18 protein-coding genes are annotated in these 17652 nt (G+C 61.2%); 9 read left to right on the top strand and 9 right to left on the bottom strand.

Features of this window, described 5'->3' with window-relative positions; all coding sequences use genetic code 11:
* From C7U61_RS03450 to C7U61_RS03430, 5 genes are all read left to right on the top strand, one after another.
* The gene (locus C7U61_RS03450; protein WP_106996707.1) at positions 1-897 is read left to right on the top strand and encodes a LysR family transcriptional regulator; all 897 of its coding nucleotides are present in this window, start codon (positions 1-3) and stop codon (positions 895-897) included.
* Between the two features lie 30 nt (positions 898-927).
* A complete protein-coding gene (locus tag C7U61_RS03445) occupies positions 928-1491 on the top strand; it encodes an O-acetyl-ADP-ribose deacetylase (RefSeq protein WP_106996706.1) in 564 nt (187 codons plus the stop codon).
* A gap of 317 nt (positions 1492-1808) precedes the next feature.
* Entirely contained in the window at positions 1809-2306 is a 498-nt protein-coding gene (locus C7U61_RS03440) for an NUDIX hydrolase (RefSeq protein WP_106996705.1), read from the top strand.
* A 96-nt stretch (positions 2307-2402) separates the two neighbouring features.
* Positions 2403-3938: an inorganic phosphate transporter gene (locus C7U61_RS03435; protein WP_106996704.1), complete on the top strand. Its 1536-nt coding sequence runs from the start codon at positions 2403-2405 to the stop codon at positions 3936-3938.
* Positions 3939-4007: 69 nt separating this feature from the next.
* Positions 4008-4745, top strand: a complete 738-nt coding sequence (locus C7U61_RS03430) for a 16S rRNA (uracil(1498)-N(3))-methyltransferase (protein ID WP_106996703.1) — start codon at positions 4008-4010, stop codon at positions 4743-4745.
* 4 nt (positions 4746-4749) lie between these two features.
* On the opposite strand, the gene C7U61_RS03425 is transcribed toward C7U61_RS03430, so the two are convergent.
* Positions 4750-5364, bottom strand: coding sequence for a LysE family translocator (locus C7U61_RS03425; RefSeq protein ID WP_106996702.1), 615 nt, complete (start codon positions 5362-5364; stop codon positions 4750-4752).
* Positions 5365-5606: 242 nt separating this feature from the next.
* Here C7U61_RS03425 and C7U61_RS03420 point away from each other — a divergent pair, with 242 nt between their 5' ends.
* The 3 genes from C7U61_RS03420 (at position 5607) to C7U61_RS03410 (ending at position 8989) form a co-directional block, all read left to right on the top strand.
* Positions 5607-6980 carry a glutamate--cysteine ligase gene (locus C7U61_RS03420; RefSeq protein ID WP_106996701.1) on the top strand — a complete coding sequence of 458 codons (1374 nt, stop codon included), beginning with the start codon at positions 5607-5609 and terminating at the stop codon, positions 6978-6980.
* 135 nt (positions 6981-7115) lie between these two features.
* Complete coding sequence (locus C7U61_RS03415; RefSeq protein WP_106996700.1) at positions 7116-7985, top strand: DUF937 domain-containing protein; 870 nt, start codon at positions 7116-7118, stop codon at positions 7983-7985.
* 125 nt (positions 7986-8110) lie between these two features.
* Positions 8111-8989, top strand: coding sequence for an aldo/keto reductase family oxidoreductase (locus C7U61_RS03410; RefSeq protein WP_106996699.1), 879 nt, complete (start codon positions 8111-8113; stop codon positions 8987-8989).
* A gap of 7 nt (positions 8990-8996) precedes the next feature.
* Here C7U61_RS03410 and C7U61_RS03405 read toward each other — a convergent pair whose 3' ends face one another.
* The 3 genes from C7U61_RS03405 to C7U61_RS03395 all read right to left on the bottom strand — a co-directional run bounded on the left by C7U61_RS03405 (position 8997) and on the right by C7U61_RS03395 (position 11814).
* A complete protein-coding gene (locus C7U61_RS03405; protein ID WP_106996930.1) occupies positions 8997-10595 on the bottom strand; it encodes an ABC-F family ATP-binding cassette domain-containing protein in 1599 nt (532 codons plus the stop codon).
* A 149-nt stretch (positions 10596-10744) separates the two neighbouring features.
* Positions 10745-11323 carry a dienelactone hydrolase family protein gene (locus C7U61_RS03400; protein WP_106996698.1) on the bottom strand — a complete coding sequence of 193 codons (579 nt, stop codon included), beginning with the start codon at positions 11321-11323 and terminating at the stop codon, positions 10745-10747.
* 191 nt (positions 11324-11514) lie between these two features.
* On the bottom strand, positions 11515-11814 hold the full coding sequence (locus C7U61_RS03395; RefSeq protein ID WP_106996697.1) for a DUF1127 domain-containing protein: 300 nt from the start codon (positions 11812-11814) through the stop codon (positions 11515-11517).
* A gap of 200 nt (positions 11815-12014) precedes the next feature.
* Between C7U61_RS03395 and C7U61_RS03390 the strand changes: the two genes are divergently transcribed.
* Positions 12015-12968 (top strand): LysR substrate-binding domain-containing protein, encoded by a 954-nt coding sequence (locus tag C7U61_RS03390; RefSeq protein ID WP_106996696.1) that lies wholly within the window; start codon positions 12015-12017, stop codon positions 12966-12968.
* Between the two features lie 39 nt (positions 12969-13007).
* On the opposite strand, the gene C7U61_RS03385 is transcribed toward C7U61_RS03390, so the two are convergent.
* From C7U61_RS03385 to guaB, 5 genes are all read right to left on the bottom strand, one after another.
* Positions 13008-13637 (bottom strand): TetR/AcrR family transcriptional regulator, encoded by a 630-nt coding sequence (locus C7U61_RS03385; RefSeq protein ID WP_106996695.1) that lies wholly within the window; start codon positions 13635-13637, stop codon positions 13008-13010.
* A gap of 198 nt (positions 13638-13835) precedes the next feature.
* On the bottom strand, positions 13836-14717 hold the full coding sequence (locus C7U61_RS03380; RefSeq protein ID WP_106996694.1) for a dienelactone hydrolase family protein: 882 nt from the start codon (positions 14715-14717) through the stop codon (positions 13836-13838).
* Between the two features lie 144 nt (positions 14718-14861).
* A complete protein-coding gene (locus C7U61_RS03375) occupies positions 14862-15284 on the bottom strand; it encodes an MAPEG family protein (protein WP_106996693.1) in 423 nt (140 codons plus the stop codon).
* A gap of 149 nt (positions 15285-15433) precedes the next feature.
* Positions 15434-16024, bottom strand: coding sequence for a hypothetical protein (locus C7U61_RS03370; RefSeq protein WP_106996692.1), 591 nt, complete (start codon positions 16022-16024; stop codon positions 15434-15436).
* Between the two features lie 3 nt (positions 16025-16027).
* Positions 16028-17512, bottom strand: coding sequence for an IMP dehydrogenase (guaB, locus tag C7U61_RS03365; RefSeq protein ID WP_106996691.1), 1485 nt, complete (start codon positions 17510-17512; stop codon positions 16028-16030).
* Positions 17513-17652 lie beyond the last annotated feature (140 nt).

Below are 17652 nucleotides of genomic sequence, written 5' to 3'. Positions count from 1 at the left end.
ATGACGAATTTAGGAGATCTCGAAATCTTCGCCAGCGTCGTTGCGACCGGCAGCATGTCTCTGACGGGACGTTCACTCGGTTTCTCGCCCGCCGTCATTTCCAAGCGCATCAAGCGCCTGGAAGACAGGCTCGGCACCCGGCTCCTGCAGCGCACGACGCGGCAGATTTCGCTGACGGAAGCCGGCCAGGGCTTCTACGATCGCGTGCTCGCCATTCTCGCCGGGCTGGAAGAGGCGGAAGCCTATATTGCCGGGCGCTCCTCGCAGATGCATGGCACGCTGAAAATCTCCGCCCCGACATCCTTCGGGCGGCTGCACATCGCGCCGCACCTAAAGTCCTTCATGCAGGCCCACCCCGAACTGGCACTCAATCTCGTGCTCAGCGATGAATTCGTCGATATCGTCGGCGGCGGCTTCGATCTTGCCATCCGCATCGCCGAATTGACGGATTCCAGTCTCGTCGCCCGCAGGCTTGCGCCGGTGCGCCGCGTGCTCTGCGCCTCGCCTGCCTATATCGACGCCCACGGCATGCCCGAAGATATCGACGATCTGCGCCGGCATATCTGCCTGCCCGCGCACAATCTCGATCCGTGGCGGCTGGAGGGGCCGAAAGGCAGCCTGATCTTCCGCCCCGAGGGCAGGCTCATCACCAATTCCAGTGAGGTCGTGCGCGAAGCCGTCATTGCCGGGCTCGGCATCGCGCTGCGCTCGACCTGGGATATCGGGCCGGAACTGCGCGACGGCCGCCTCGTACAGGTGCTGCCGGCCTATGAAGGCTCGCACAATGTGACGCTCTCGGCCGTTTACCCGAGCCGGCAATTCCTGCCGGCCAAAGTGCGCGTCTTCATCGATTTTCTGGCGGAACTTTACGGCCCCGTTCCCTATTGGGAGCGATAGAGTCATTTAAGGCTCGAGGAGACCGCCATCATGTCCGCACCTGAGACCATCCGTTCCGATCTCGCCCCAAATTCGAAGACGCGCTTCACGGTGGCGCTCGGCGACATCACGGCGCTGAAGGTCGATGCGATCGTCAACGCGGCCAACAACAGCCTGCTCGGTGGCGGTGGAGTGGATGGCGCGATCCATCGTGCCGCCGGACCGGATCTCTTAGCGGAATGCCGGACACTGAACGGCTGCAGGACCGGACAGGCAAAGATAACGGGCGGATATCGCCTGCCGGCGAGGCAGGTGATCCATACGGTCGGTCCGGTCTGGAATGGTGGAGACCGTGGCGAAGAGGAGCTGCTTGCCGGCTGCTATCGCAACAGCCTCGGCCTTGCCCGGCAACACGGTCTGAGGACCATCGCCTTTCCGGCGATTTCGACCGGCATCTACCGCTTTCCCGCCGAGCCGGCCGCCAGGATTGCGATCCGCACCGCCCTAGCCGAAAGCACGGATGGCGCCTTCGATGAGATCATCTTCTGCTGTTTCGGCGACGAGATGGCGGCACTCTATGATCGATTGCTGCCGGAGGCGCTTGCCGGAACCTGATGCTTAGCGCGCAAGACCGCGAAGTCGGCGGAATGCCGAATGCGACAGCGACGGGCGGGCTTTTATCTTTCCTTCCAGAATGAAAGCACCGCTGCTTTGCCAATTGCGCCATCTGCGGCACGCAACCGTTGTGGAATGTCGCTTTCAGCATAAGGGCTGGCGAATATCAGAAGGCAAATCTTTATATTTTTATCTACGCAGCACTCAATAAATGTGTGGGGAAATACCATATAGCCCTCTATAGAGCGCAAAATTTTTCTCCACCGTGATAATATAGAATCGAGCCGTCACTCCAACTCTTAAAGGTGAACCGACAATTGGCCTTTCTCAGCCGCATAGCAAATGATGTGCAACTCATGTTTCGGCGTCCGCCGCGACAGCAATATGCTGCGCTCTGCTATCGGGTGAAGAAGAAGACGGGTCAATTCGAGATGCTGTTGCTGACCAGCCGCGACACCGGGCGTTGGGTCATTCCCAAGGGATGGCCGATGCCGGGCAAGCTCTCCCACGAGGTCGCCGCCCGCGAGGCCTATGAGGAGGCAGGGGTGCGCGGCGTGGTGGAAACCGAACCGCTCGGCTCGTTCGGCTATGACAAGGTGCTGAAGGATGGCATTCAGGTGCCGTGCCGGGTGCAGGTCTACGCCCTCGAAGTCAGCGAACTCGCGAAGAACTTCAAGGAAAAGGGTGAGCGCTCCATGGAGTGGGTCTCCTTCGAGGAAGCCGCCGAACGTGTTCGCGAACCGGAGCTGCACGATCTCATTCTTGCCTTCGCCCAGCGGATGACAGCCGCTTCCGCTGAGATCCAGGCGAAATAAGCCACATTCGTCACAAAAAACTGTGCCAGTGTGCGGGGCGGCTATTGCGCGCCTCATCGGTGAGCGCAATACGAGAGTTTTGATCCAGAGAATTGAATGCCCGACCGACCGGCCACACCAGTAAAGAGGACGCTCGACAAGGACCTCGACAAATTCACCTATGTCGAGGACGCTACCCATCACGTCGCGAGGCGTCTGGTGGCGCCGGGCATCGGCCTGATCTTTCTCGGCCTTGCCATGGTCTTTGCCGGTATCTACGTGCTCGACCAGCCGCGCGCGACGCTGATCTTTGCCGCCGTTGCCCTTGCCGGCTACATGGCTATGAACATCGGCGCGAAAGATGTCGCCAACAATGTCGGCGCGGCGGTCGGTGCGCGTGCGATCACCATGACACAGGCCCTGGTCATGGCCGCCATCTTCGAGATCCTCGGCGCGACGATCGCCGGCGGCCCGGTCATCAACACGATCTCGACGCATATCGTCGACACCAACCGCATCATCAGCATCGGCAAGCTTGCATGGCTGATGATGGCCGCACTTCTCGCCGCAGCCCTCTGGATCAATTTAGCCACCTGGCGAAAGGCGCCGGTTTCGACCACACATACGATCGTGGGCGCCGTGGTCGGCGCAGGTGCAGCCGCCGCCGGCCCGGAACTCGTGAATTGGAACATGCTGGCGGCGATTTCCGCAGGCTGGGTCATCACACCCTTTCTCGGCGGCACCATCGCGGCCGGCATCCTCTATTTCATCGAGACCTGCATCATCTATCGTGACGACAAGATCGCCGCCGCCAGATATTGGATTCCCATCCTGATCGGGCTGATGGCCGGTACTTTCTCTGGCTATCTCGTGGTCCAGCTCGAACCCAAAGGCGCGATACCCAATATCCTCAATCTGGCGATCGGCCTGGGGGTCGGCATCATCGCCTGGCTGGGGGCGCGACCGCTGGTCAAAGCACAGTCGGCCGGACTCGAAAACAAGAACAGCTCGCTGCGCAAGCTTTTCCGCCTGCCGTTGATCTGCTCGGCGGCCCTCATGTCCTTCGCGCATGGCGCCAACGACGTCGCCAATGCCATCGGGCCGCTGGCCGCGATCGTCCGTGACATCGGACTTGGCGTCTCGCTCAATGTCTTCGCGGAAACGGCGGCGCAGAAGGCACCCTTCTGGGTCGTCATGATCGGCGGCTGCGGCATCTCGGTCGGCGTTCTGCTCTACGGACCGCGGCTCATTCGTCTTCTCGGCGAACAGATCACCAAACTCAATCCTATGCGGGCCTATTGCGTCGCCGTTTCTGCGGCCCTTACCGTCATCATTGCCGCCTGGTTCGGCTTTCCGGTGAGCTCGACCCATATCGCCGTCGGCGCGGTCTTCGGGGTCGGCTTCTTCCGCGAGTGGTCCACCGTCCATTCAAAACGGCGGCTCGCCTATATGCGCAAAAAGGCGGAGGCGGCGGGCATCCCCTGGAACGAGCCGGAAACCAGCGAAGAGCGCAATCCCGATGAGGTTCATCGCCGGCGGCTCGTGCGCCGCTCGCATTTCATGACCATCATCGCCGCCTGGGCGATCACCGTGCCGGTCGCTGCCCTGCTTGCTGCCGTCGTATATTGGGTTATGGTCGCGCTCTTCATTTAGAGCGGTTCGGCGCCCTCCGAATCTTCGAACCGCTTTATCTCATCGTTCTAGGCAATCCGGGGATCATCCATGCGCGCCAATTTCCGCATGCAGCGGCTGTTCGTGACATCAGGCATCAAGGCAGGCGCCGCCATCGAGGCGGACCATGACCAGTTCAACTATCTCGCCAACGTGCTGCGCATGGAGGATGGTGCCGAACTCCTGATCTTCAACGGCCGCGACGGAGAGTGGAAAGCCGGCGTCTCCTTCCCGACACGCAAGCGCATCCTGCTGACGCCGCTGGAGGAAACACGGCCCCAGCCGGCCCCTTCCGACCTGCATTATCTCTTCGCGCCGCTAAAGGTAGGACGGCTCGATTACCTCGTCCAGAAGGCGGTGGAGATGGGTGCCGGGCTGCTGCAACCGGTCATGACGCAGCATGTGCAGGGCAAGATCACCAATCTCGACAAGGTCAGGGCCAATGTCATCGAGGCTGCCGAGCAATGTGGCATTCTCGGCATTCCCGACGTCGCCGAGCCGGTGAAGCTCACCGATCTGCTGGCAAGCTGGCCGCGCGAACGCCGCATCATCTATTGCGACGAGGGCGATGCCGGCCAGAATCCGCTGCCGCTGCTGACGCAGGTCAAGGAGAAACATCTGGCGCTGATGGTCGGGCCCGAGGGCGGCTTTTCGGAAGAGGAGCGCGCCCTGCTGCGCAGCCTCGATTTCGTCACGGCCATTCCGCTCGGGCCGCGCATCCTGCGCGCCGATACGGCCGCCGTCGCTGCCATGGCGGTGATCCAGGCCGCGATCGGCGATTGGAATTGAGGCTTCACTCCAGTACGGCGACGACGGTTGCCACGATCAGCAGGATCGCCAGCGAGATGTTGACGATCCGTGAGATTTTCGGGTCTCGCAGGAAACGGGATAGGGAAGCGCCGAGAAGAAGCGAGACCATATGAATGGCGATGATCATGGCCGCGAGCAGGATAATTTTCACAGTAGCGTCGAGCGCCCGCTCATCCGGAAACAGGCTGACGCCCGCGAAGACGGCGGCAATCGCCAGATAGGCCTTGGGATTGGCGACGGCGAGCAGGAACCCACCGGAAAAGGTGGGCACCGTGACCTGATCGTTGCGGCGAGACAGCGGCGGCGCCGTGGCGATCTTGAAGGCGAGATAGAGGATATAGACGGCGGAAACCGCCGTCAGCGCCAAGGCGCCGTGTGGCACGGACAGCAGGATTGCAACGACGCCGGCGGCGACGGCCAGCAAGACCGCGACGGTGCCTGCGATGAGACCGGAGACATAGGCGAGCGACCGCCGGAAACCGTAGGCCGCGCCCATTGCCGTCGCGCTGATCGTGGACGGGCCTGGACTGCCCATGATGACCAGCGAGGCCAGCAGTAGTGTCAGCATGGAATAGTAAAGGGCGTTCGTACCGTTCATCGATATGTTCCGTTCAATGTCGACGGAGTAAAACTATCGTCGTTGATAGCGATGTGTCTTGAACGCTTGTGCAAATATGCCAGCGGCTGCCGCAGTTGTGATGCACTTGCGAGACATAAAATCCTATTTTTTTGAACGACCCTTGAAAGAAATTCACTTGCACCGTACCTCAATCCGCGTCAATCACCCTCCTATTGACCTGCGGCTGGCGCGGGTTCTTTTCCGAGATCTAAGGTAATACCATGGCGCGCGATACCACCGACCAGACCCCGCTCTCCTCGGTCTCGGAAATGACGGCGTATCTGGCCGCCGGCAACAAGCCGAAAGAGAAATTCCGCATCGGCACCGAACACGAAAAATTCGTGTTCTTCCGCGCCGACAACAGCCCGGTCCCCTATTTCGGCGAGGCCAGCATCTCTGCGCTCTTGAAGGGCCTGCAGAAGAAGAGCGGCTGGGACCCGATCATGGACGGCGACAACATCATCGGGCTCGGCGAGCCCTCCGGCATGGGTGCGATCTCGATCGAGCCGGGCGGTCAGTTCGAGCTCTCCGGCGCGCCGCTCGAAACCATTCACCAGACCTGCAAGGAATCGAACAATCACCTGGCGACGGTGCGCGAGATCGCCGAGCCGATGGGTATCCGCTTCCTCGGCGTCGGCGGCAGCCCGAAGTGGACGCTCGCCGAAACCCCGCGCATGCCGAAATCGCGCTACGACATCATGACCCGCTACATGCCGAAGGTCGGCACCAAGGGTCTCGACATGATGTACCGCACCTGCACCATCCAGGTGAACCTCGACTTCTCGTCGGAAGCCGACATGCGCCGCAAGATGCGCGTGTCGATGAAGCTGCAGTCGCTGGCAACGGCGCTCTTTGCCTCCTCTCCCTTCACCGAAGGCAAGCCGAACGGGCTTTCCTCCTGGCGCGGCGAAATCTGGAAAGATACCGACAACCGCCGCGGCGGCCTGCTCGATTTCACCTTCCGCGACGATTTCGGATTTGAAGACTATGTGAAATGGGCGCTGGACGTTCCCATGTATTTCGTCGTTCGCGACGGCCGCTATCACGACTGTACGCATGTCACCTTCCGCCAGTTCATGGATGGAGCGCTGAAGGGCGAAATCGCGGATTGGCAACCGACGATGGGCGACTGGACGAACCATCTCTCCACCCTTTTCCCGGATGTCCGCCTCAAGCGCTTCCTCGAAATGCGCGGCGCCGACGGCGGCCCGTGGCGCCGCATCTGTGCGTTGCCGGCCTTCTGGGTCGGCCTGCTCTATGACGACGAGGCACTGGCGGCGGCCGACGAACTGACCAAGGACTGGAACCTCCAAGAGGTCAACGCGCTGCGTGATGCCGTGCCGGCACAGGGGCTGAAGGCTTCCATCAAGGGCCACGGCCTGCTTGATATCGCACGCGACGTGGTCGGCATTTCCCGTCTTGGCCTGAAGAACCGCAAGCGCTTGAATGGCGACGGCCAGGACGAAACCGTCTTCCTTTCGCCGCTCGAAGAGGTGCTTGCCAAGAAGGGCACCCTCGCCGACGATCTGCTGATGCTTTACAATGGCCGCTGGAACCAGTCGGTCGAGCCGATCTTCGAGGAATATCAATATTGATAGGCGATCGCCTGCCGTCGTTGCCCCGTCAGGTCAGGACAGAAACCGGTAGGCGCCCCCTTTTTTCCCGCTATACTGCTGCAAGCAAGCGCCGCCTGATTCCGAAGCGGCCTCATAGCGGGGAAAGGGACTTCGATGCTGCCACTCTTCGACATGATGATGCAGGCACAGAATGGCGCCGCCACGGAGGCCATGGCCAAGCAGTTCAATCTGGCGCAGGAGCAGGCGACGAAGGCGATGGCCGCGCTGATGCCGGCCTTTTCCTCCGGTTTCAAGCGCAGCGCCGCCGATCCCTATAATTTCATGGGCGTGATGCAGGACATCAGCTCGGGCAATTATGCCAAATATTTCGAAGACATGACCAAGGCCTTTACGCCCGAGGGCATTGCCGACGGCAATGCCGTGCTCGGACGGCTGTTCGGTTCGAAGGATGTGTCGCGCGCGATTGCCGCCCAGGCGGCGCAGATGACCGGCATCGGCCAGGAAATCTACAAACGCATGCTGCCTGTCATGGCCGATACGCTGATGGGCGGCCTCTTCAAGGAAACGAGCGGCCAGATCCCGCAGATGGCCAACCCTTTCCTCAACACCTCTATGGGCGAGATGATGCAGGGCTGGCTGCAGAGCATCGGCTTTGCGCCCAAGCAGCAGCCGACGCCGCAGGCGAGCATCTTCGACAATCCCTTCACCCAGGCGATGGAGCTGATGTTCGGCGCCGATGCGGTCAAGCGCGAGAAGCCGGCGCCGACCAATCCCTTCCTCGACAATCCCTTTGCCCAAGCCTTTCAGGACATGATGAGGAACTTCCCGATGCCGGCCGAGCCTCCGAAGGAGGAGCCGACGCCCAAGCCTGCCACAGGCGTCGACATGGCCGCCTATACCGAGATGTTCAACGCCATGTTCGACAGCGGCCTTGAAGTGCAGAAGAATTATCAGAAGAACATGGAAGCCATCTTCGACAGCTATTTGAAGAGCGAGGACAAGCCGGCGCCGAAACAGAAGTAACGCTCAGCCCGCCGCTTTCAATTCCACCCATTGTTCGTTATTCCGCACAGGCCGTGCGGATCGCACCCGATTATCACACACCGAGACTGAGCCTATTTCTGTTTTCATCGTGAAAAGGAGATAGCATGTCCAGCATCGATCAATCCGGAAGCTTCACCCTCGGGGACCGAAAGGTCAAACGGCTCGGCTACGGCGCCATGCAGCTCGCAGGGCCCGGCGTATTCGGCCCGCCGAAAGACCGTGACACCGCGCTCGCGGTCCTGCGTGAAGCCATCGCATCAGGCGTCAACCACATCGACACCAGCGACTTCTACGGTCCGCATGTGACCAATCAATTGATCCGGGAGGCGCTCCATCCCTATGGCGACGATCTCGTCATCGTCACCAAGATCGGCGCGCGGCGCGGCGCCGATGCCTCCTGGCTGCCGGCCTTCTCCGCTGATGAGCTGAAGCAGGCGGTGCACGACAATCTGCGCAATCTGCAGCTCGACGTGCTCGATGTCGTCAATCTTCGCGTCATGCTCAACCCGCATCACCCGAGCGAGGGTTCGATCGAGGCGCCACTGACCGCCCTTGCCGAGCTCAAGCGGCAGGGCCTGGTGCGCCATATCGGGCTGAGCAACGTCACGCGCAACCAGATCGCCGAGGGCCGGAAGATCACCGAGATCGTCTGCGTACAGAATCTCTACAATCTGGCGCAGCGCACGGATGACGCACTGGTCGATGAACTGGAACGCGATGGCATCGCCTATGTGCCCTTCTTCCCGCTCGGCGGCTTCACGCCACTGCAATCCTCGGCTCTCTCCGATGTGGCTGCCCGGCTGAATGCGACGCCCATGCAGGTGGCTCTTGCCTGGCTGCTGCAGCGGGCGCCGAACATCCTGCTCATCCCAGGCACCTCGTCGCTTGATCACCTCAGGCAGAATCTCGCGGCCGCTGAACTCAAGCTGCCGCAAGATGCGATCGCCCAACTCGATCGCATCGCCCGTGCCGACCACGCCTGACGCACCCTCATCGATCCGAGACGGCTCGGGCAGGCAATTCGAGCCGTCTCTTTATTCCGATATTCTCGAGAAACACCTCGTCGTGGCTGACGACTAGAAGCGCGCCGTCATAGGCTCGAAGCCCCGCTTCGACCGCGGCAATGGAATCGATGTCCAGATGATTGGTCGGTTCATCAAGGATCAGCAGCGAAGGCGGCGCCGCGCCACCAAGCACGCAGGCAAGCCCCGCCCGCAGAAGCTGGCCGCCGCTGAGGCTGGAGACGATCTGCAGCGCGGTATCGGCCCGAAACATGAAGCGCGCGAGCGCGGCCCTGCAGGCATTCTCGTCCGCATCCGGGTTGATCCTGCGAAAATTATCGCGGATCGACAGCAACGGATCAAGCAGGCTCACTCGCTGATCCAGCAGGGCGCAATGGACCACCCGTACCGTTCCGCTCCAGGGCTTCAGCGCACCTGAAATCAACGCCAGCAGCGTCGTCTTGCCTGACCCGTTCGGCCCGGTAATCGCTACACGCTCCGGCCCCGTGATGATGAAATTGAAGTCGCGCAGGATCGGCCGTTCCGGCTCGTAGCCGGTGGTGATGTCTTCCATCCTGAGGACGATCCTGTTTGCCGGCAGCCCGGATGTCGGCAGCTTCACGGTCAGGGGCTGCAGGATCTCGATCTTTTCGTGAGCGGCGGCAGCATCCTGCAAGGCTTGGGCGCGGCGGCGTTCGGCAAGCCGCGAGATTTCGGCGCTCGTCATCTCGGCCCGCTCCTTCAAACCGCCAAGCATGATGCGGGGAATACCGCCTTTTGCCGCCATCTTCCGGCCTGCCTTGTCCCGCCGTGCCTGCCGTTCGACGGCTGCCTGGGCGCTTTTTTCCACCTCGGCAACACGCTTCTCCGCTTCCGCAAAATCATGCTCTGCGGCGGAAAGCTCCAGCGCCTTGCGCTCGCGATATTGGCTCCAGTTGCCGCCGTAGCGCGATGCACCGAGCGAGGTCAGTTCGACGATCGCATCCATGGTGTCGAGCAATTCACGGTCATGGCTGATGACGATCGCGCCTGCCCGCCAGCCCGCAAGCAGATCGATCACCGCGACCCGACCGTCGCGATCCAGATTGTTGGTGGGTTCGTCGAGGATCAGGAAATCGGGATCGTCGGCGATGAGTGCAGCAAGCCCGCACCGCGTACGCTGTCCTCCCGACAGCGCCACGAGCGGCGTTTCGGGAGTAACATCGAGCCCGACGCGGTCAAGCGCTGCGGCTATACGCGCCTCGAGCGTCCAGTCCGCTGAAGCGAGTTCGTCATTGGTTGCCTCGCCCGCTTCCGCACGCTTCAGCACGGCAAGGGCCTCGCTCGCGGCGAAGAGATCGGCAACCGTCTCGTTTGCCGCGACCTGCACGCTCTGGCGCAGGATCCCCAATCGGCCGTTGAACGAGATGCTGCCGGATTGCGGCTGCAGTTCGCCGCAGACGAGCTTGATCAGCGTCGTCTTGCCGACGCCGTTGCGTCCGACAAGACCGGTACGTTCGGCACCGAAGCTCAGATCGAGATTGGAAAGGAGCGGCCGGCCGTCAGGCGTGGACCACGAAAGATTGGATAGAACGATGGATATGGGCATGAGCATGAATTTCCCCGATGGCAAGGCTGAACGGCATTGCGGTCGAAGTGGAATCCATATTGCACACATCCTGTTGGTATTGCGGGTGCACCTAAACTAGGCGACCAGTGCCTTCAGTTCAAGTGCCGCGCGCATAGACGGAGCCAAGTTCAACTCCTGGCGTCGACGGCATCGAGAAAATCGATGACCCGCTTCCAGGTGAGATTGGCCGCCTTGGCATCGTAATCGGGCAGGCTGGCATCGGTGTAGAGATGGCCGACGCCCGGATATCGGAAAATCTCCGCAGCGATCCCGGAGCGCTCGACGGTCTGCCGCCAGGCGGCCACGTCTTCCTCCGGTTCGAACGGGTCCGGTTCGGCCAAATGCAGCTGCAAGGGCAGGCCCTTCCGCGCATTTTCGGCGATCGGGGCGACGCCGTGCAGCAAAAGGATGCCGTCCGTCTTTTCCCGCCTGGGCCAGAGGCTGGAGATAACGCCGGCCCCCATTGAGAAGCCGGCCAATACGGTCGAGGCCGGCAGGCCCGCCAGCGCCCATTCGGCGCGTTCGCAGATTGTCTGCCAGCCGATTTCGTCCTTGAATTCGAACCCTTCTTCGATGGATCGCGCGATCAGCCCGTCATAGAGATCCGGCGCGAAAGCCTTGTGGCCGGCTGCCTGCGCCCGTTCCACCGCCTCATGCTCGAGCGAGCGCAGACCATAGACGGAATGGAAGAAGATCACCGTTGCCATTATCGCTCCCCTACTGTTCGGATCAGGTCGTTAGATAAGACAGTTGCCGCCGGAAGCAACTTGCCCGCGCACGATCTATGACGCGACACGGCCTTCAGAAAGAAAAAACCCGGTGTTGGCCCTTGGGCCGAACACCGGGAAAGAGGCAGGGCTTATTGGCTATCACCCTGCGGGGAAACTATTGTCCGCCATCAGCCTCTAAAGCTGCTGAAGGCGGAGAGGCGCGCGCACCGGCGCGCCGAATTGGTGAGATGGCCGGACGGATCTCCGAAGAAGGTCGAGGTGGTCAGCGCAACGTTCAAATCCTGCCTCGTGAGGCCGATATCGCGCAGCTGACTGTCGTTCAACTCATTCAGATATTCGATTTCCTTACGATTCCGGATTGCGCGCCAGATCGATGCGACATTGCCCAAAGCAATCATCATGCGTGCCGTCAGCGACAGCGATGACGTTGCCAAACCGAGGTCAAGTGTCCGATCTGTCGTGCGCATTTCCGTATTCCTTTCCTTGAGGCACGCGCGTCAGCCAAGCCCCTTTCCGATGATCGGAAAAGGGCATAGGCCGGGAGGAGTTCGACAAGAGTTCTGTGCGATTGGTATGCTGAATTGCATTAGGAAGATGCCAAAGGCCTATTGATCAGTCCAACGAATGTTTCTAATGATAACTATCAAACTCCTTTATAGGTAAACCCATGTCCGCGCCGCTTGATATCGATCAGTTGCAGACCTTCATCGCCATCGTCGATTCTGGCAGCTTCACCAAGGCGGCGGATCGGGTATTCAAGACGCAGTCGGCCGTCTCCATGCAGATGCGCCGCCTGGAAGAGCGTGTCGGCAAGCAGCTCTTCATCAAGGACGGTCGTGGCAACCGCCTGACGGCCGAAGGCGAAAAGCTGCTGAACTATGCGCGCCGCATCATCCGCCTCAACAATGAGGCGATGGCCGCCTTCGATGACAACCGGCTCGAGGGCACGCTGCGCATCGGCACGCCGGACGATTATGCCGACCGCTATATGCCCGAAATCATCGGCCGCTTTGCAAAAACACATCCGAATGTCGAGCTCTATATTGTCTGCGAACCCTCAGTCGATCTCGCCGAGCGGATGCATCGCGGCGAGCTCGATATCGCGCTCGTCACCCACAATCCACGCGAACGCATGTCCGACGTGGTTCGAACGGAGCCGCTCTGCTGGGTTGGCTCGGCCAACCATCCGCTGCGCGACGATGCACCCATTCCGCTCGCCGTGGGGCGACGCGACTGTCAATGGCGGCAGCTTGCCTGCTCTGCGCTCGACGCCGGCGGCCGCGACTACCAGATCCTGTTCACCAGTTGGTCCTGCACGGTGGTTGCCGCTGCCGTGCTTGCCGGCATGGCGGTATCGGTCATGCCGGAATCGGCCCTGCGCACCGGCATGAAGGTGCTGAGCCAGGCGGACGGCTTCCCGCCGCTGCCGCCGGTGCAGATCGGCATCATGAAGCGGGCTGGGCTTTCGGTATCGCTGATGAACGCCATTACGGCCCATATCTCGGCCTGCCTCGACAACATCACGCCGGCAGCGGTGGATGACGATCTCGATGGCGATGTGAAAACCTATACGCGCTTCTACCCGCGGCTGCGCGCCGGGCACATTCTGCCCGGCTGGTGAGCCCGGAGGTCGGCAGACAATCGCCTTCGGAAAACGTCACTACGCCGGCTCCGCCAGCAAGGTGGCGCGTATCACCTGCTTCCATTCACACAGCATGCGAAGCGCCATTTCCTCCTCGCTCATGATGGCGAAGCGAATGGATGCACCGATCAGATGGCTGAACAGTTGCGTGCGCGCCTCAAGGTCGATGCGGCTTCCGGCCGGCAGGAAGGGCCGGATGCTCCCCAGGAAAATTTCGGCGACGCGATCGCTGTGCTGCATGTTAAGCTGGAGGATATCCCTGTCGATATCCGTGCCGAGCCAGACGCCGAGATAGGCTGGATCGCTGCGAAACTCGCGATAGTACCAATCGACCATGGCGCAGACGAGCTCGATGGCATGATCGAGCGATGTCACGAGGGCAAAAGTCTCTCCGACCTTTTGCCGGATCCGGCTGGAATGCCGATCGAGCAAGGCGCGGACGATCGCCGCCTTGTCCGGAAAATACTGATAGACGGAGCCGATCGGGATTGCGGCGACCGCAGCCAGCTCGGTCATCTTCATTGCGCTCACCCCCTTTTCGGCGATCAGCGCGGCTGCGGCCGACAGGATGGCATCGACACGCTGGATGCTTCGCTCCTGCTGCGGCCTCCTTCGGAACGTGATACGGTCGGGATTATCCGGATTCATGCTCTTCCCGTTTCATTCTGGCACTAAACGGCGTTCAAGTGCGCCCGACGCTATGGCACTTGACGGGTTCAATGCGCGTAAACGGAAAAAATCGAATTTTAATCATCACTTAGGAGCCGGCGCGAACTCCGGAACGAGGGCCGGAATAGGGTTTCGGCCCTTGCAACCGGTAAGCCCGCGTCACGGACCCATATCGTTCTAGGATAGATATTTCCTCAGGAAATCGACGGTTCTACCCCAGGCTAGGTCGGCAGCTTTCTTGTCATAGCGGGCAGCCGAAGTATCGTTGTTGAAGGCATGGTTGACGCCTTCATAGACGAAGATTTCGAAGGTCTTGCCAGTTGCCTGCAGCTCCTTGCGATAGGCCTCGATGCCGGCATTGATGCGATCGTCCAACCCGGCGTAATGCAACAGAAGGGCAGCCTTGATCTTCGGCACGTCACCTGCCGGCGGCTGCGCGCCGTAATAGGCGACACCTGCCTTCAGCTCGGGCGAGATGGTCGCGAAACGGTTGACGAGGCCGCCGCCCCAGCAGAAGCCGACGGCGCCGACCTTGCCGTTGGCCCCATCGAGCTTGGCGAGATAGGTCAGGCTCGCCTCGGCGTTGGCGGCCGTCAATGCTGGATCGAGATTGGTGAACATGTCGCGCGCCTTGTCCTCGTCCTCAGGCGTGCCGCCGAGCGGAGTGAGGAAATCCGGCGCCAGCGCCATGAAGCCTTCCAGCGCCACACGCCGGGCGACATCGCGGATGTGTGGATTGAGGCCGCGGTTCTCGTGGATGACGATGACACCGCCGAGCTTGCCCGTGGCGTCTTTCGGACGGACGAGATAGCCCTTCATCTCGCCCTTGGTGCCGGCATAGGTCACATCCTTTGCCTCCAGCCTGTCATCATCGGCGGCAATGATCTCGGCGCTCGCCTGATTGGCAGCCAGCAGCGGCGCGATGGCAGCGGCGGCGCCTGCCGAGCCCGCGAGCTTGGTCAGCTTTTCCATGAAACTCCGACGGTCGAGCGTCAGATGCGTGTATTCGTCATAGGCGTTGATCATCGCCTGCGTCACGACTGGCTTTTCCGTGCTCATGATCCTATTCTCCTGTTTCCCCGGCTGCAGGCAGTAAGCAGCCCGCCACTCGCTGACAAGATAGGTCAGCAGGTCCCAGCGCAACGGTAAAGGAAAAACACAAAAACGTTACCGCAGGTTGCGGCTTGCGGCAATGCAGGCACCTCAGGAGAAGGCGAGCCAGATGCCAAGCCAGCCCCACATGCAGACCAGAGCCGCAAAACCAAGAGCGAAGAGGGGGCTGCGGTAGCGCAGATCGTTGCTGGTCACATGCACGAAAGCATGCGCGTAGCGCGTGACGACGAAGATCCAGGCGAGGATCACGGCCGGCAGATTATCCGCCTGAGCGGTGTATAGGACGATACAGCAGACATGAAAGAGCAAGGGAAGCTCGAACTGATTGGCGAGGCTGTTGCGCACCACCAGGCTTTCCGCGGGCTCGTCGGCTGCATGGTTTTCGCGGAATTGCGCTGGCTGGATGCGGCCGGCCTTTACCAACACGCGGCGGCGCCATCCCAGGAGCGCATAGAGGATGAAAACCAATACCGCATGCGCCACCATGGGCCAGAACATTTCGTAGCCTGTCACGCCGCCAACTCCTTTGACCTTCCGAAAGCCGAACCACTGTCTAGCTTTGTCCTTAAATCAGAATCGATTGAAGGACAAAGCTAGACAGTAGATCTAAAATGCTACAGCGAGCTTTGCGTGTCACGTATGAGGCGCGGCGCTGTAGTCGATCAGGACGGTCTGGAGCCGTCCGGCGAGAGGTAGCGAAAAATCGCGAAGCGGGCCAGCAGAATAACCGTCACAACAAGCGTCAGGAATTTCAGCCGAACGATGATCGGCAGCAGGTTCGCCAGCAGCGATATCATGGCATCGGAGGGCGCAGCCGGCGGATAAAGCAAGAGGCCGGCGATATTTTCGACGTAATCGACAAGGGTGTAGAAGATTGGCAGGCAGAAGATGATTGTGGTAGCGCCAGGCGGGATCGGCCGGCCGAAGAAAAAACCGCCGGGGCCGATCAGCCGCACCAGGCAAAACAGCAACCCGCCCAATATCAGCGGAAAGACCAGTTCCGGCCCGAGATACATGGAATGCAGGATCGCGGCCGGATCGGGATGATCCCTGAGATAGCGCAGCATGGCGACGACGTCTTCGCGCTCATAGCCACCGATGCGCGCATCCAGCATCTGCTGGCCGGCTGCGGCATCGCTGAATGCCCTGACGAAGCCGGCCTGGATCCAGGCGAAGAGTGCTAGGGAAAGAGCCGCAAGGATCGCCGCCAAGCCCTGCAAGGAGCTAGCATTGTCCGAAGCGCGATCCGCCATCGATCAGCCGCCGGCGCCCGGATAATTCGGGCTTTCGCGGGTGATCGTCACGTCATGGGCGTGGCTTTCGCGCAGGCCCGCGCCGGAGATGCGCACGAAGGTGGCCCGCTCCTGGAACTGCTTGAGATCGGCACCGCCGACATAGCCCATGGCCGCCTTGAGGCCGCCTGCGAGCTGATGCAGTACGCCAGAGACAGGGCCCTTATAGGGAACCTGACCTTCGATGCCTTCCGGAACGAGCTTCAGCGTGTCACGGACCTCGGCCTGGAAGTAACGGTCAGCCGAGCCGCGCGCCATGGCGCCGACGGAGCCCATGCCGCGATAGGCCTTGAAGGAGCGGCCCTGGTAGAGATAGACCTCGCCCGGGCTTTCATCCGTGCCGGCAAGCAGCGAACCGATCATGGCGGCGGATGCGCCGGCGGCGATCGCCTTTGCGAGGTCGCCGGAGAACTTGATGCCGCCGTCGGCGATCACGGGGATGTTCTGATCCTGTGCCGCCTGCACAGCCGACATGATGGCGGCGAGCTGCGGCACGCCGACGCCGGCGACGATACGGGTCGTGCAGATGGAGCCCGGGCCGATACCGACCTTGACTGCATCAGCACCGGCATCGATCAGCGCCCGCGTACCGTCATAGGTGGCGACATTGCCGGCCATGATGCGGACGGAGTTGGAAAGCTTCTTGACGCGGGTAACGGCATCGAGAACGCGCTGCGAGTGACCATGGGCGGTATCGACGACCAGGAGGTCGACGCCGGCCTCGATCAGGCGTTCGGCGCGCTCGAAACCGTCATCGCCGACGCTGATGGCGGCAGCGGCGCGAAGGCGGCCCTGCGCATCCTTCGAGGCGTTCGGGTTGAGCTGCGACTTCTCGATATCCTTGACGGTGATCAGGCCGACCAGACGGCCGTCGCCATCCACGACGAGCAGCTTTTCGATGCGATGCTTGTGCAGCAGGCGCTTGGCTTCCTGCTGCTGGACGCTTTCGGCAACCGTGACCAGATTTTCGCGGGTCATCAGCTCGTAGATTTTCTGCGAGGGGTCGGACGCAAAGCGGACATCGCGGTTGGTGAGGATGCCGACGAGGCGATGCGACTTTTCGACGACCGGGATACCGGAAATGCCATGCGCCTTCATCAGGGCAAGCGCCTCGGCAAGTGTCGCATCCGGGCCGATGGTGACAGGATTGACCACCATGCCGCTTTCGAACTTCTTGACCTGGCGGACCTCTTCGGCCTGCTGCACCGGCGTCAGGTTGCGGTGGATAACGCCCATGCCGCCCGCCTGAGCCATGGCAATCGCCAGGCGGCTTTCCGTCACCGTATCCATGGCGGCGGAAAGGATCGGCAGGTTGAGCTCGATGTCCTGGGCGATGCGGGTGGCGATATTCGTCTGGCCCGGCATGACCTCGGAGTGTCCCGGCTGCAGGAGCACGTCGTCGAATGTCAGAGCATCCAACCCAGTTGACGTTTCAATGATGCGTGCCATGGCCAATTCCTTCGTCTGTGAAAAACAGGAAAGCCCGGAACGAATCGTCTACCGGGCGATCTTGCAAGTGTTGCTTGGAAGTTGGCGAGGGCTGGTAACACGTCTATGACAGGAAGGGAATAGCAAAAAGTGCCCGGCAG

It is taken from the genome of Rhizobium sp. JAB6, assembly GCF_003024605.1.
GTDB lineage: Bacteria > Pseudomonadota > Alphaproteobacteria > Rhizobiales > Rhizobiaceae > Rhizobium.
This window is presented reverse-complemented; position numbering and strand designations above follow the sequence as displayed.

Coding starts and splice junctions, on each gene's coding strand:
- C7U61_RS03450 (WP_106996707.1), top strand. CDS start 1: ATGACGAATTTAGGAGATCTCGAAATCTTCGCCAGCGTCGTTGCGACC.
- C7U61_RS03445 (WP_106996706.1), top strand. CDS start 928: ATGTCCGCACCTGAGACCATCCGTTCCGATCTCGCCCCAAATTCGAAG.
- C7U61_RS03435 (WP_106996704.1), top strand. CDS start 2,403: ATGCCCGACCGACCGGCCACACCAGTAAAGAGGACGCTCGACAAGGAC.
- C7U61_RS03430 (WP_106996703.1), top strand. CDS start 4,008: ATGCGCGCCAATTTCCGCATGCAGCGGCTGTTCGTGACATCAGGCATC.
- C7U61_RS03425 (WP_106996702.1), bottom strand. CDS start 5,364: ATGAACGGTACGAACGCCCTTTACTATTCCATGCTGACACTACTGCTG.
- C7U61_RS03420 (WP_106996701.1), top strand. CDS start 5,607: ATGGCGCGCGATACCACCGACCAGACCCCGCTCTCCTCGGTCTCGGAA.
- C7U61_RS03415 (WP_106996700.1), top strand. CDS start 7,116: ATGCTGCCACTCTTCGACATGATGATGCAGGCACAGAATGGCGCCGCC.
- C7U61_RS03410 (WP_106996699.1), top strand. CDS start 8,111: ATGTCCAGCATCGATCAATCCGGAAGCTTCACCCTCGGGGACCGAAAG.
- C7U61_RS03405 (WP_106996930.1), bottom strand. CDS start 10,595: ATGCCCATATCCATCGTTCTATCCAATCTTTCGTGGTCCACGCCTGAC.
- C7U61_RS03400 (WP_106996698.1), bottom strand. CDS start 11,323: ATGGCAACGGTGATCTTCTTCCATTCCGTCTATGGTCTGCGCTCGCTC.
- C7U61_RS03395 (WP_106996697.1), bottom strand. CDS start 11,814: ATGCGCACGACAGATCGGACACTTGACCTCGGTTTGGCAACGTCATCG.
- C7U61_RS03390 (WP_106996696.1), top strand. CDS start 12,015: ATGTCCGCGCCGCTTGATATCGATCAGTTGCAGACCTTCATCGCCATC.
- C7U61_RS03385 (WP_106996695.1), bottom strand. CDS start 13,637: ATGAATCCGGATAATCCCGACCGTATCACGTTCCGAAGGAGGCCGCAG.
- C7U61_RS03380 (WP_106996694.1), bottom strand. CDS start 14,717: ATGAGCACGGAAAAGCCAGTCGTGACGCAGGCGATGATCAACGCCTAT.
- C7U61_RS03370 (WP_106996692.1), bottom strand. CDS start 16,024: ATGGCGGATCGCGCTTCGGACAATGCTAGCTCCTTGCAGGGCTTGGCG.
- guaB (WP_106996691.1), bottom strand. CDS start 17,512: ATGGCACGCATCATTGAAACGTCAACTGGGTTGGATGCTCTGACATTC.